At 56.2% G+C, this 13,240-nt stretch carries 11 protein-coding genes; 7 read left to right on the top strand and 4 right to left on the bottom strand.

From position 1 onward, the window contains the following. The first annotated feature begins 1 nt into the window (after position 1). A complete protein-coding gene (locus ACAW75_RS07355; protein WP_370728040.1) occupies positions 2-1,027 on the top strand; it encodes a helix-turn-helix transcriptional regulator in 1,026 nt (341 codons plus the stop codon). On the opposite strand, the gene ACAW75_RS07350 is transcribed toward ACAW75_RS07355, so the two are convergent. Together ACAW75_RS07350 and cysM are read right to left on the bottom strand one after the other, a co-directional pair. Next, positions 1,024-2,517 (bottom strand): flavin-containing monooxygenase, encoded by a 1,494-nt coding sequence (locus ACAW75_RS07350; protein WP_370728039.1) that lies wholly within the window; start codon positions 2,515-2,517, stop codon positions 1,024-1,026. The genes ACAW75_RS07355 and ACAW75_RS07350 overlap by 4 nt on opposite strands. A gap of 102 nt (positions 2,518-2,619) precedes the next feature. After that, positions 2,620-3,510 (bottom strand): cysteine synthase CysM, encoded by an 891-nt coding sequence (cysM, locus tag ACAW75_RS07345; RefSeq protein ID WP_370728038.1) that lies wholly within the window; start codon positions 3,508-3,510, stop codon positions 2,620-2,622. A 194-nt stretch (positions 3,511-3,704) separates the two neighbouring features. Here cysM and ACAW75_RS07340 point away from each other — a divergent pair, with 194 nt between their 5' ends. Then, a complete protein-coding gene (locus tag ACAW75_RS07340; RefSeq protein WP_370728037.1) occupies positions 3,705-4,595 on the top strand; it encodes a hypothetical protein in 891 nt (296 codons plus the stop codon). A gap of 1 nt (position 4,596) precedes the next feature. Here ACAW75_RS07340 and ACAW75_RS07335 read toward each other — a convergent pair whose 3' ends face one another. Continuing rightward, a complete protein-coding gene (locus ACAW75_RS07335; protein ID WP_370728036.1) occupies positions 4,597-5,640 on the bottom strand; it encodes an MBL fold metallo-hydrolase in 1,044 nt (347 codons plus the stop codon). On the opposite strand from ACAW75_RS07335, the gene ACAW75_RS07330 reads away from it, so the two are divergent. The 4 genes from ACAW75_RS07330 to ACAW75_RS07315 all read left to right on the top strand — a co-directional run bounded on the left by ACAW75_RS07330 (position 5,635) and on the right by ACAW75_RS07315 (position 10,130). After that, a complete protein-coding gene (locus ACAW75_RS07330; protein WP_370728035.1) occupies positions 5,635-5,949 on the top strand; it encodes a hypothetical protein in 315 nt (104 codons plus the stop codon). The genes ACAW75_RS07335 and ACAW75_RS07330 overlap by 6 nt on opposite strands. A 181-nt stretch (positions 5,950-6,130) precedes the next feature. Then, the gene (locus tag ACAW75_RS07325; protein WP_370728034.1) at positions 6,131-7,315 is read left to right on the top strand and encodes a pyridoxal phosphate-dependent aminotransferase; all 1,185 of its coding nucleotides are present in this window, start codon (positions 6,131-6,133) and stop codon (positions 7,313-7,315) included. Positions 7,316-7,423: 108 nt separating this feature from the next. Further along, positions 7,424-8,995, top strand: coding sequence for a flavin monoamine oxidase family protein (locus ACAW75_RS07320; protein ID WP_370728033.1), 1,572 nt, complete (start codon positions 7,424-7,426; stop codon positions 8,993-8,995). Between the two features lie 136 nt (positions 8,996-9,131). Continuing rightward, entirely contained in the window at positions 9,132-10,130 is a 999-nt protein-coding gene (locus ACAW75_RS07315) for a Hint domain-containing protein (protein WP_370728032.1), read from the top strand. Between the two features lie 54 nt (positions 10,131-10,184). On the opposite strand, the gene ACAW75_RS07310 is transcribed toward ACAW75_RS07315, so the two are convergent. Further along, positions 10,185-10,622, bottom strand: a complete 438-nt coding sequence (locus ACAW75_RS07310) for a Rieske 2Fe-2S domain-containing protein (protein ID WP_370728031.1) — start codon at positions 10,620-10,622, stop codon at positions 10,185-10,187. A 155-nt stretch (positions 10,623-10,777) separates the two neighbouring features. Here ACAW75_RS07310 and ACAW75_RS07305 point away from each other — a divergent pair, with 155 nt between their 5' ends. Beyond that, positions 10,778-13,153 (top strand): efflux RND transporter permease subunit, encoded by a 2,376-nt coding sequence (locus ACAW75_RS07305; protein ID WP_370728030.1) that lies wholly within the window; start codon positions 10,778-10,780, stop codon positions 13,151-13,153. The last annotated feature ends 87 nt before the right edge of the window (positions 13,154-13,240 follow it).

The raw sequence follows: 13,240 nt of genomic DNA, 5'->3' as shown, positions 1-13,240 counted from the left end.
CATGCCCGCCAACCGCAACGCCCTGATCCGTTACCGAGCCATCGACACCTGCCTGACCAACCGGTTTCGGTCATGGACGCTTGAGCTGCTCATCGAGAAAGTGGGGGAGGCGCTCTACGAGTATGAAGGCATTACGCAGATCAGCCGCCGCACCATTCAGGCCGATTTGCAGATGATGCGGAGCGATAAGCTAGGCTACAACGCGCCGATTGTGGTGGTTGACCGGAAGTATTATACCTACGAAGATCCCACATACAGCATCACCAACGGGCCACTGTCTGGGCATGATCTGGAGCAGATCAGCGAAGCTGTCGACGTGCTGAAGCAGTTTAAGGGGTTTTCGCATTTCCAGAACCTGTCGGGTGTGGTGCAGAAGCTGGAAGCGCACGTGTTTGCCGCCACTGCCAATCAGCAGGCGGTGATCGATTTTGAAACCAACGACAACCTGCGCGGCCTGACGTACCTGGACCCGCTGTATCGGTCGATCATTGCCGGCAAAGCGGTCTGGATTACGTATCAATCGTTTCGGGCCAAAGACCGGCAGGTGATGCCGTTCCATGTGTGGTGGCTCAAGGAGTTTCGTAATCGCTGGTTTGCCGTGGGGGTATCGGGAAACAGAGCGGAGATTATGCACCTGGCCCTCGACCGGATGCTCGCCCTTGACCTGGCCCCCGATTTGACCTATCGCCCTAATCCCGGTAACGTACCTGCAGACTATTATCGGCAGGCCATTGGCGTAACCATCAGCGGAACACTGCCGCCGTTGACTGTCCTGATTCGGGTCGATCGGCAGCAGGCACCTTACATCGAAACCAAGCCACTTCATGCCTCGCAACGGGTACTAGAGCGGCAGGAAGACGGCGACATTGTGATTAGCCTGCAGGTGCAGCACAATTACGAGCTTGAGCGCGACATTCTCGCTTTTGGCGAGGGGCTCGAACTACTGGCCCCCATCGAGCTCCGCACCCGCCTGGCCGAGCGACTTCGGCGGGCGTATAAGCGCTATGAGGCTACTAATCCGACTTAGGCGCCCGAAGGTGCAGGTACGTTGCCAGGCCGTTCCACTACGTAATCAGCCAGGTTAACGCGCCGGGTGGCTTTTCGGTACGTTACGGTCAGGGCGGGCCAGAGGGTGGTATTTTGTCCGCGCTGGTTCATGTACCAGCTCTGGCAACCTGATGCCCAGACGGTGCCGGTCATCTGTTGCTGAAGCTGCTCGTTGTGGGTACGCTGAGTCGCTGGCTTCACATCCAGAAAGGCATCGTCGCCCGCCTGTTCGAGCTGCTGTACGTAATCGAGCAGGTACGTGATCTGTGATTCGATCATGTGCACCACCGACGTATGGCCTAAGCCTGTATTCGGACCCAGCAGAAACAGCAGGTTCGGGAAACCCGATACGGTCAGGCCAAAGAGCGCCTGAGCGCCGGTTTGTTCCCATTCGCCCAGCAGGTTTCGGCCATTACGGCCCATAATCACCTGATTCAGGTAAATATCGGCCACCACAAAACCCGTACTGAAAATGAGCGCATCGAACGCTCGTTCCTTACCGTCCTGGGTACGTATGCCGGTGGGTGTAACAGACTCGATTCGCTCCGTGACCAGGTCGACATTGGGGCGGGTAAGGGCGGGGTAATAATCGTCGGAGACCAGTATCCGTTTGCAGCCGAGTTTATAGTCTGGCCACAGGTTACGGCGTAGTTCAGGGTCTTTAATCTGCGCTTCGAGATGCATGCGCGCCGTTTTCGTGCCCAGTTTATTCAGCGTTTCGTTGCCTATGAACGATAGGCCGAACAGTTCGTTGAACCAGTAAAAGGCCGCGCGATGGAATTGCTGTAGCACTGGCAGGGCGGCATACAAACGCTTTTGCCACGACCCGTATGCTTTATTCCGGCGGGGTGTAACATACGGGGCCGTCCGTTGGAAAACCGTCAGTTGGGTGGCAATCGGGGCAATTTCCGGTACAATCTGAATGGCTGATGCACCCGTGCCGATCACCGCGACTCGCTTGCCCCGCAGGTCGCAGTCGTGATTCCAGCGGGCCGAGTGGAAGGTTGTGCCCGTGAACGTACCCAGCCCCGGCAGGTCGGGCACGCTGGGCCGGTTGAGCGGGCCCGTTGCTGCCACTACCACGCGGGCTGTCAGTACGTCGCCGCGCTCGTCGGTGAGTTGCCAACAGGCGCGTTCTTCGAGCCAGCGGGTGTCAACCACCGCTGTGTTGAACCGGATACGCTCACGCAGTCTGAACCGATCCACACACTGCCGGAGATACTGGTGAATTTCAGCCTGCGGCGAGTACGCTTTCGACCAGTCGGGATTCGGCGCAAACGAGAACGAGTACAGGTGCGAAGGCACATCGCAGGCACAGCCCGGGTACGTGTTTTCACGCCAGGTGCCGCCCACATCATCGGCTCTTTCGTAGATTACAAACGACATTCGCCCGCTCATCGTCAGTCGGATGGCGGCACCCAGACCGGCAAACCCGGCCCCGATAATAGCTACCTGAACGTCTGGTCTCATAGACATGCATTGTCAGCTGCTACGCGTCATTAAGTGGTCATTGTGCTACGCTATCATTGATCACCTCATGACGCGTAGCACAATGACCACTTAATGACAGTTCTATTGAAACAGGCCCGATGACAGGTAGCGGTCGCCGCGGTCGCAGATGATGCAGACGATCACGGCTCCGTCGGACTGTCCGGCTGCTTCCAGTTCATCGATGAGGCGGAGGGCGGCGTGTACACCACCCCCGCTGCTCATACCGGCAAAGACACCTTCAACGCGGGCGAGATCGCGGGTCATCTGTGTGGCTTGTTCCTGCGAGACCTCCATGGTCCGGTCAACGCGTTTCGGGTCGAAGATCTTGGGCAGGTATTCCGTTGGCCATTTCCGAATACCGGGAATCGATGAGCCGTCGGTAGGCTGGCAACCAATGATCTGCACAGTCGGGTTCTGCTCTTTCAGAAAACGGGATGTACCCATGATCGTGCCCGTAGTGCCCATCGACGCCACGAAATGCGTGATCTTCCCGTCGGTGTCGCGCCAGATCTCGGGGCCGGTGGTGCGGTAGTGGGCCAGGTAATTATCGGGGTTGGCAAACTGGTTCACCAGCAAAAACCCGCCGGTAGCCGCTTTCGCTTCCACATAATCGCGACCGGCTTCGATGGTCTCCGTCAGCGTCACTTTTGCGCCGAAAGCTTCCATGGTCTGCACCCGCTCTTTGGTGGAATTGGCCGGTAGCGCCAGCTCGATCTCGATGTTGAACAGGCGGGCAATCATGGCCAGGGCAATGCCGGTATTCCCGCTCGTGGCCTCGATCAGCTTCATGCCCGGTTGCCAGTCGCCCCGATCAATAAAGCCGCGAATCATGCTGTAGGCGGCGCGGTCTTTCACGCTTCCGCCAGGGTTATTGCCTTCGAGCTTACCGTATAATTTTACTTTTTTACTGGTATTCAGTCGGTTAAGTTCAACTAGAGGCGTATTGCCAACCAATTCGAGAAGAGTAGCCATGAACAGTTATCAGTTATCGATGAACAGGTGTCAGCACCGACGGGTAACGTACCCAGGCTACCCTGATACCTGTTCATTGGTAACTGATAACCGTCAACTGCTCACGGTTAATTCCCAGCCTGCGCAGACTATACCGAAACGGGGTAGAGTTGCGTTACAGGCGTTAGGTATAACCAACTAACTTGTCGGTATTCGTGGCGCACTTCATACACACCCTCATCGCTGCTGGTCTGCACTTCACTACATCGGTCATGGCCCAATCGCCAATCGATAGCCTGCCGGCAACAGATACGATTGGCATTCATCAGCAACGGGTATTTTTTATAACCGATTATTATTACTCATATCGGGCGGCCACCCGGCTATCCGGTGTACAGCTAACCCCACTGCTACGTCAGCCGACCGATTCGGTAACTACCCGGTTGCTGTCTCGTGCCCGCCGCCGGTACATCCTGCCTTTTCCTCTTTTCTTAGGGAGCTACGGCCTGATCGTAGGGGCAATCAAGGCGAATCCGGTAACGAATCCTGAATGGGCAGGTGCGCTTGCAGTAGGTAGCGCTGCTGCCCTTCTTACCGGGTACGTTGCCCGTCTTTCTGCGCCAGGTACCATGCACCGGGCTGTTCAGCGCCATAATTTGCTGGTGACTGGCAATGAAGCCGCCTACGCGAGACCGCGCCCGACGGGTAATGAGTTGACGCTCACCGCGGCTGATACGCTTGGCGTTAAGCGGCGACTATTGACCAGTCGATATATGTATCGGGGTATTCAGGTTGCACCCGAATTGCAACTACGAGCGGCGATGCAGTCATTGAACGATCCGTTCATCACGGAAGGAGTACGTCAGAACCGGGTTGTGCGGGGTGTGGCTGGTGTAGTTGGTGCCCTTTCAGCTTCTTTCTTAAGCACCTATTACCTGACACGAGTAGCGTTACAGGCGTCTGGCCGGCGGGTTGGCCCAACCAATCCGTTTGTTTATTACGCCCTGACTGGCCTGGCCGTATCCTTCACCCTGGGCCGGGTAGCTGATAAAACGACCCGCCAGGTGGTGGAGCGGTATAACCAGCACCTGCTTGCTGAACAGTGATTTATTTCCCAACCGTTTCCCACCAGCGGCTGTTGGGCAATGGTTGGTTGAGCATCACCGGTTCACCAATGCGGGGTGTGGTTAACGTAAATGAATCAGCAGGGGTAATGGCCTCTGTTAATTGCCGGATCGGTTCACGCCAGGGGTGAAGCGCCAGCGCAAACTTGGCCCAGTGAACGGGCAGCAACACCTTCGTGTGCAGGTCGCGGGCCGCCTGCGCCACCTCATTCGGAAACATATGGATAGTGGGCCAGTCACGTCCATATTGGCCACATTCGAGCATGGCCAGATCGAACGGGCCATACTGCTCACCAATGGTTTTGAAATGGGGACCGTAGCCTGAATCGCCACCCAGAAAGATGCGCTGGTTGTTCAGGTCGAGTACATACGCGCTCCAGAGCGAGCCACCCCGCTTAAAACCACGGCCCGAAAAGTGGCGGGCAGGTACGGCCGTGAGCGAGAATCCTTCGCTGATGGTTACGGCCTCGGTCCAGTCGAGCTCGGTAATGCGGGTGGGGTCGTAACCCCAGCGTTCGAAGTGGGCACCGACACCCAGCGGAACCACCACGCGGCTAACCTTGTCGCGCAGGGCCACCACGGTTTGGTAGTCGAGGTGATCGTAATGGTCGTGGCTCAAGACCAGCACGTCGATTTTTGGCATACTGGCGGCGGTATAGGTGCTGGTGCCCGGAAACGCTTTACCGAAAATGGATACTGGCGAGGCATACCCGCTCAGCACCGGATCGATCAGGAGCGTGACACCTTCCGACTTGATCAGATAGGATGAATGCCCAAACCAAACCACCGACGTACCTGACGCAGGTATGTCGTTCAGGTTCGTTTGCACAGCTGGTAGCGGGTAGGTCGGTTCCACATCGGCGGGTTTGCGAAGGTTATCCAGCATCAATTGCATATACGACGCCCCCCGACGCATCACATCGGTTGGTTCAACGTTTTGAAACGCTCCATCGCGGTAGTTCTTGGATAATTTGACGCGGGCCAGGCGGTCGCCAGACGAAGCAGCGCCGAACGGTGCCGTTTGCATAAACCCCCAAACGCCAACGGCCAGGACAAGCAAGATAATAACGAAGTAGATGAGCATTTTTTTCAGGCGTTTCATGGCCACGAAGGTAGGGGAAGGGGGGGAAAGGAGGAAGGGGAGGAAAGGAGGAAGGGAGGAAGGGAGGAAGGGAGGAAGGGAGGAAGGGGAGGAAAGGAGGAAGGGGAGGAAAGGGAGGAAAGGGAGGAAAGGGAGGAAAGGGAGGAAAGGGAGGAAAGGGAGGAAAGGAGGAAGGGAGGAAGGGAGGAAGGGAGGAAAGGAGGAAGGGCAAGAAAGCAAGAACGGAAAGAATAAAGCGCTGTTCACTACAATCGAGGCATTACCCTTCTTTCATTCTCCCCTTCCTCCCCTTCCTCCTTTCCTCCCTCTCTCCCTTTCCTCCCCAATTTTTCGTAGATTTGTTTTTGCCCGGTTTGCTCATCTGTTATCGCTGATAATCAAAATATTCTATTCGAATAATCAATTTTTACAGAATATGTCACACGTCATCAACCGTCGTAGCTGGCTTCGTTCAGCTGGATTAGTCACTGCCGGGCTGGGTCTTAGCCGCTGGCAGGAAGCAAAGGCCGAATTTATTCCTGAATCGGTCGCCGCCGAGCAGCGGCTATTCAACGAATTTGCGCCGCTGAACACGCTGCCGCCCGATACGATGCCCACCCTGAAAGCACGATTGTTTGCCAACGAAAACCCGTATGGCATTGCCACCAGCGCCAAAGAAGCCCTGAACAAAGCAACGGCTATCGGTAACCGCTATGCCTGGATGGAGTTTGCGCAGTTGAAAACAATGATTGCGCAGGCTGAAGGGGTGACAGCGCGAACTATTCTGATCACGCCCGGCTCGTCGGACGTGCTGATGGCGGGTGCCGCCTACTATTCGCAGAAAGGGCCGATCCTGACCTGCCGGCCCACCTACGACGATCTGCTGGAACGGGCCACCGCTATGAAAGGGCAGATTTTGACCGTGCCCGCCACGGCTGGTCTGGGCTACGATCTGGCTGCCCTGAAAGCCAAGGCGCTCAGCACGCCGGGCCTCTCGATGGTCTACATCGTGAACCCAAACAACCCGACCGGAACCATCGTGCCACCCGCCGAACTGGCGCAGTTCTGTCGCGACGTGGCCCCCACCGTTCCCGTCTTTATCGACGAAGCCTACATCGACTTCCTCGAACCAGCCGACCGGCCCATGTTGGGCAAACTGATTGCCGACGGACTCGACGTTATTCTGGCCCGTACCTTCTCAAAAATTCACGGTTTCGCGGGTCTTCGTCTTGGGTACGTGATGGCCCAGCCTAAAACGCTGCAATTGCTGAAGCCATTCACCAACGGCGAATTTGCCGTGAGCATCACCACGCTGATGGGTGGCATTGCCAGCTACCAGGACCAGGCCTGGCAAACGTATTGCCGTACCGAGAATACCAAAGCCCGCGACTATACCATGAAGGCCCTGAAAGGCCTTGGCTACGAGCCCATTCCGTCGTACGCCAACTTCATTCTGTTTCCGATCAAGATGAAAACAAAAGCGTTTGAAGGGCAAATGTTTGGCCAGGGCGTAGGCATTCAAACCCGCGAGATCGACAAGCAACCCTATTGCCGCGTCAGCATCGGTACGCAGGCCGAAATGGAAACCTTCATCGATGCCTTCAAGAAAGTTGTGGGATAAAAGGGAGGAATGGAGGAAGGAGGAAAGGAAGAGGTGCTTCGCTTGCCCTAAAGGCTTGAGCCTTACTTCCCTCTCTTCATTCTCCCTTTCCTCCTTCCTCCATTTGTTATGACCAGACGTGACTTCATCAATTCAACATCAGCCAGTTATGCGTCGCTGTTAGCGTGGGGACTACTAGCGCCGGCACCTGCTGAAGCATTTACTTTACCCGCCAACGGCTCCGTTACCGACGCGAAAACAGGCCAGGTAGCCGGTCGGAAAGTGGTGATTCTGGGGGCCGGTCTGGCTGGTATGGCTACTGCCTGGGAATTGGGTAAACTGGGCTATGACTGCACCATTCTGGAAGCCCGGAACCGTTCCGGAGGCCGCGTATGGACCGTTCGGGGTGGTACGGCCGAAACCGAAATCGACGGAACGCCCCAGACCTGCCGGTTCGACGACGGCTATTATTTCAACGGCGGGGCGGCCCGTATTCCGCACCATCATCAGCTCACGTTGCAATACTGCCGCGAGCTGGGCGTGCCGCTGGAGATCTTCAACGGGAACAATGAAGCGGCCTATCTCTTCAATGATGGTGGAACCGGCCCTTTTGCCAACCGGCGCATCCGCATCAAGGAGTACCACAACGACATGCGCGGCTACACGGCCGAACTGCTCGCCAAATCGCTCGATCAGGGGGCGCTCGATCAGCAGTTGACCAAAGAAGACGTTGAAAAGCTGGTCGATTTCCTGAAAAACGAAGGCGACCTCAACACGGCGCATCTGTATAAAGGCACCAACCGGCGTGGCTACAAAAGCGAACCCGGCGCAGGTACGTCGATGGGTTCGGTTAATGACCCGTATGGCCTGACCGATATACTGCGGTCCGGGTTTATGCAGCCTGTTTTCTACAACGTGGGCGATTACATCTACGAGCAGCAAACCACGCTGTTGCAGCCCGTTGGCGGGATGGATGCCATTCCGAAAGCCTTCGAGAAGAAACTGGCCGGCAAGATTCAGTTCAATTCGCCCGTTACGGAATTGCGCAAAACGGAGAATGGCGTGCGGGTTATCTATCAGAAAAACGGCAAGCCAACTGAATTGCAGGCCGAATTCTGCGTGTGTACCTTACCGCTGCCGGTGTTGAAAAGCATCCAGTCTGATCTGTCGGGCCCGGTGCAGCGTGCGGCCGATTTTGTGCCGTACATCAAGACTGGGAAGATTGGCCTGCAATTCAAGCGGCGGTTCTGGGAAGAAGAGGATGGTATCTATGGCGGCATCTCGCGAACCAATCAGGATATCAACCAGATCTGGTATCCGTCGTTCGGTTTCCAGAAGCCAAAGGGCGTGCTGATCGGCTATTACAATTTCTATAGCCGGGCCGAAGCCGTGGGGGCCTTGCCCGTAGCTGATCGGCAGAAGATAGCGCTGGAACAGGGCCGCAAGATTCACCCGCAATACGATACGGAATTTGAAAATGCCTTCTCGCTGGCGTGGCACCGTATTCCGTATTCAGGTGGTGGCTGGGCTACATACGACGACGCTACCCGCCGCAAGCAATACACTGCGCTGCTCGAACCCGATGGCCCGATCTACTTTGCTGGTGAACATACCACGTACCTGACCGCCTGGATGGCCGGTGCCCTCACGTCGGCCCGCCGAACGGTAACGGCCCTGCACGACCGGGTGGGAAAATTATAAAGGCTGTCTGCTGTTTACAGTCTACTGTTTTCTGTTGCGCCGCTTATCTACCACATTGTTAGTCAGCAGCGCAACAGAAAACAGTAGACTGTAAACAGTAAACGAAAAAGTATTCAACCTGATTAAAACTAAACTTATGAAACGTTTACTTCCGTATCTCTTTTTCCTGGCTACGGCCGTAGTAACAAGCTTTTTTGCGCAGCGAGTCATGGCGCAGGCGACCACGCCGGGTACGTTAACGGCCGAACAGGCAACAGCGCTGAAAGCGTTAAAGATTGCCAATCTTGAGAAAGACACGTACGTAAAATCGGGCGGCTTTATTCTGGAACGCTACGAAGACAGGCCCGCCTACGTATTCAACTACAGCGATGGCATCAAGCGAAAGATCTACCTGTATAAAGTGTATTCAGCGGCCGATACGAAAGAGCTTGGTCTGCTGGCTATTTATCAGAACGGCAAGACCAACGAGCTGAAATCGTTCGTGATGCCGGGGGCTACTGGCGAGCCCAAAGCCTGGGATGCCTACCTCGATGACATGAAGTACGTGGGCGAAAAAGAGCCGGGGCTAATGCCTGCGCTGGCCTTTGTATTGAGCCGGGAAATGGCCACACTGATGAGTGGTGGTGCTGGTAAAACGGAAGAGGGCGGCGCCAAGAAAAAAGAAGAATATAACTTCTGTTTCGGTCCACAGTCGCTCGTGACCCTTGCCGATGGAACTCAGCAAGCCATTGTCGATGTGCGCGAAGGCGACCTGGTGATGAGCTATGATGCCGCGACGAAGACCGTAGGGAGCACCCGCGTAACGGCGCTGAATACCCACCCGATGGCCACTGAAACAACCCTGGTCGGCATCTGGACCGTACCGACCGACGAACTAACGGCCAGCACAGTCTTCATGCCCTCGCCTGCGCAACTGCTCGAAGCCACCGCCAACCACCCGGTCCTGACAGCTGCTGGCCGGAAACCCCTTGGCGACATAGCCGTTGGTGAGCTGGTTTATCGCCATGACAATGGGGTAACGTACCCAGCCCGGGTAGTCCGCACCGGCAGCACTGGCCGTGCTACAACGGTGTACAGCCTCCGCACCGAAAAAGGCAACTACGTGGTAGCGGGTACGGTGGTGCTGGATAAGTAGCATTCTTTGATGGCTTCTTGCTGTAAGCAACCTGCAGCAAGAAGCCATTCCCCTTCAACCTGCCTTGATGGTTAACGTCGTACCGCTGAGGACGGTGGCGTATGATTTGATGCCTTTACTGCCTTCGCTATTCAGGCCAACGCCATTGTTGTCGTAACGGGCGCCGTGGGCAGTGCAATAAAATTCAGACGTGCGGTAGGTGATCTGCTGCTGACCTTCGTGACTGCAAATGAGCGTTACCGCGGCATAGGTGCCCGTATTGGTTCGGGCAACTACAACATGCTGGCTGGTCAAAACAACGTACCCACCGTTTGTTTTCAGGGCTGCATTACTGGTTGCCGTGAGGTCGAGCACGATATCGCTGGCGAGCGGGGCCACCGTGGTGTCGGCGGTTGAACAGGCCCCAAGGCAGGCCGTGGCAAGCAAGGCGGCGCTGCTGAAACCCAGCTTCTTCAGGAACATATTTCGGTCGATCAGATCAGTCTTGGTCATGATAGGTCGGTTGGCAGGTAACTCCGTTTTTTTACCTGAGTATACGCGCTGAAAACAAGCACCGTTGCGGCAGCAGCGGGGTGAACTAACCCGTTTTTAAGGTAAACACGGCTGGTTTTGGCTACCTTGCGGCTTCGTTTGCTTCCCGTTTCTCCATGATCTGGACCCGTATATCGCTCTTCATCCTCGCTAATCGGCGGCTGTTACTGGCCTTTATTCTGCTGGCAACCGTTTTCATGGGCTTTCAGGCCGCCCGGGTGAAACTCTCCTATGAGTTTGCCAAAATCCTGCCCACTACTGACCCCGACTACGCCACCTACGAGGCCTTTAAAGCCCGGTTTGGCGAAGATGGTAACGTCATGGTGATTGGTGCCGAAACCGATTCGATGTACCAGCTTGCCTATTTCCGCGACTGGCAGGCCCTCAACAAACAGATCAAACAGATCGACGGGATCCGCGATGTGGTATCAAACGCGGGTCTGTATACGATTACCCTCAACGACAGCACCGACAAGTTTTCGTTTCGGCCGCTGATCGATAAACCCATTCAAACCCAGGCCCAGGCCGACAGCCTGAAAGCCAGCATCAGCCGGCTGCCGTTCTATCAGGGGCTGGTCACCGCCCAGTCTGGCGAGTCATCGGGCCGGGATCACCTGATGGCTGTTTCCTTTGATCAGAAAAAGCTGAACACACGGGGACGCATCGCCACCGTCCGGGAAGTGGAAAAACTGGTCGACGCGTTCGGAAAGCAACACAACACGATCATGCACCTGTCGGGGTTGCCTTACATCCGAACCGAATTCACGGCAAAGGTGAGCAACGAGCTGATCCTGTTCATGTGCCTCGCCTTTGTCGTTACAGCGGTGATCCTGCTCTTCTTCTTTCGGTCGCTGTCGGTGGTGGGTATTGCCATGGCGGTGGTGATGGTAGGTGTAATTTGGGCGGTGGGCTACATTGTGCTCTTCGGCTACACCATTACCATCCTGTCGGGGCTGATTCCGCCGCTGATCATCGTGATCGGTGTACCAAATGCCATTTTCCTGCTTAATCGGTATCACGACGAACTGAACAGGGGGCGCTCGAAGAACGAGTCGCTGGCCCTGGCAACGGCTAAAGTGGGCGAAACTACGTTCTTCGCCAATGTGACCACGTCAATCGGTTTCTTTGTTTTCTATTTCACCAACAGCCCGCTGCTGCTCGAATTTGGCCTTGTCGCTGCGCTGGGCATCATGAGCACCTACGTTACTTCACTGATCCTGATACCGATCGTGTTCAGCTATATGCCCGAGCCGTCAGAAAAACAGCGCGGCCACCTCGACAGCCCTGTTCTGACGCGCTTTCTGGTCTGGGTCGATACGCTGGTGCAAACCCGCCGGTTGGCTATCTACACGTTTGTGGGCGTTTGTGCCGTGGTTGGGGTTATCGGCATGAGCCTGATCAAAGCCGTTGGGTACGTTGTGGACGACCTGCCCAAAAACGACCCGATCTATACCGATCTGAAATACTTCGAGAAAGCGTACCACGGCGTGTTGCCGTTCGAGGTGAGCATTGATGCCGGGCGGCCGGGGCGGGTACTGACACCGCAGACGCTGACTAAAATCCGGTTACTGCAACGGGAGTTTGCCCAGCATCCCGAGTTTGCCCGGCCGCTGTCGGTGGTGGAGGCGGTGAAGTTCTTTTATCAGGGCTATCGGGGTGGCGAGCCGCGTTATTACATTTTACCCCCCGCGCTGGAAATGGCCAAGCTGCAACGCTACACCGGCCAGATGGGCAATGGCACGTCGCGCAAAGGATCGGTAAGTCTGGCCGCTTACGTCGATTCAACGCGGCAGTTTACGCGGGTCAGCTTCCAGGTAGCCGACGTGGGCACGGCCCGCCTTCGCGAACTGATCGACCTGCTGCAACCCCGCGCCGATTCGCTCTTCAATTTCGACCGTGAGTCAGGTACGTTCGTGCCGGCCGCCGACAGGTACGTGGTTAAACTGACGGGCAACAGCGTAGTGTTTACGCGGGGGAACGAATACCTGCTTCGCAACCTGGCCGAGAGCACGCTGCTGGCCATTTTCCTGGTGTCGATCATCCTGATCATTCTCCTGCGCGATGTGCGGTTGAGCCTGATCGCCATTTTACCCAGTGTGGTGCCCCTGCTGGTCACGGCGGGGCTGATGGGCTATTTCGGCATCAACCTGAAACCGTCGACCATCCTGATCTTCAGCATTGCCTTCGGCCTATCATCTGACGGAACGATCTATTTCGTGACCAAGTACCGCGACGAGCTGCGGCACGGGGCCGGCGTGGGCGAGGCCGTTTCGCGTACCATCCGGCAAACAGGTGTCAGCATGGTCTACACGGCGTTTATCCTGTTCGCCGGGTTCGCCATCTTTACGGCATCTACGTTTCAGGGAACGGTGTCGCTGGGTATTCTGGTATCGATCACCCTGCTGATGGGCATGACCTCCAACCTGGTGCTGCTCCCCGCTTTCCTGATGACCGTCTACGAACGCCGTAAAAAGAAAGTGGCGGTATCCTGAAAAGGAGTTGGCGTAGTGGGCTGCTGTCGCGCTTTATGGCCGCCGGTTAGTCGAAGGGGGTGGCGAAGGCAACAGCGCGCGACAGCA

Origin of the sequence: Fibrella arboris (assembly GCF_041321095.1) — a bacterium.
Lineage (GTDB): Bacteria > Bacteroidota > Bacteroidia > Cytophagales > Spirosomataceae > Fibrella > Fibrella arboris.
Note: the sequence above shows the minus strand (reverse complement) of the source record. Positions and strands in the feature narration are given on the sequence as shown.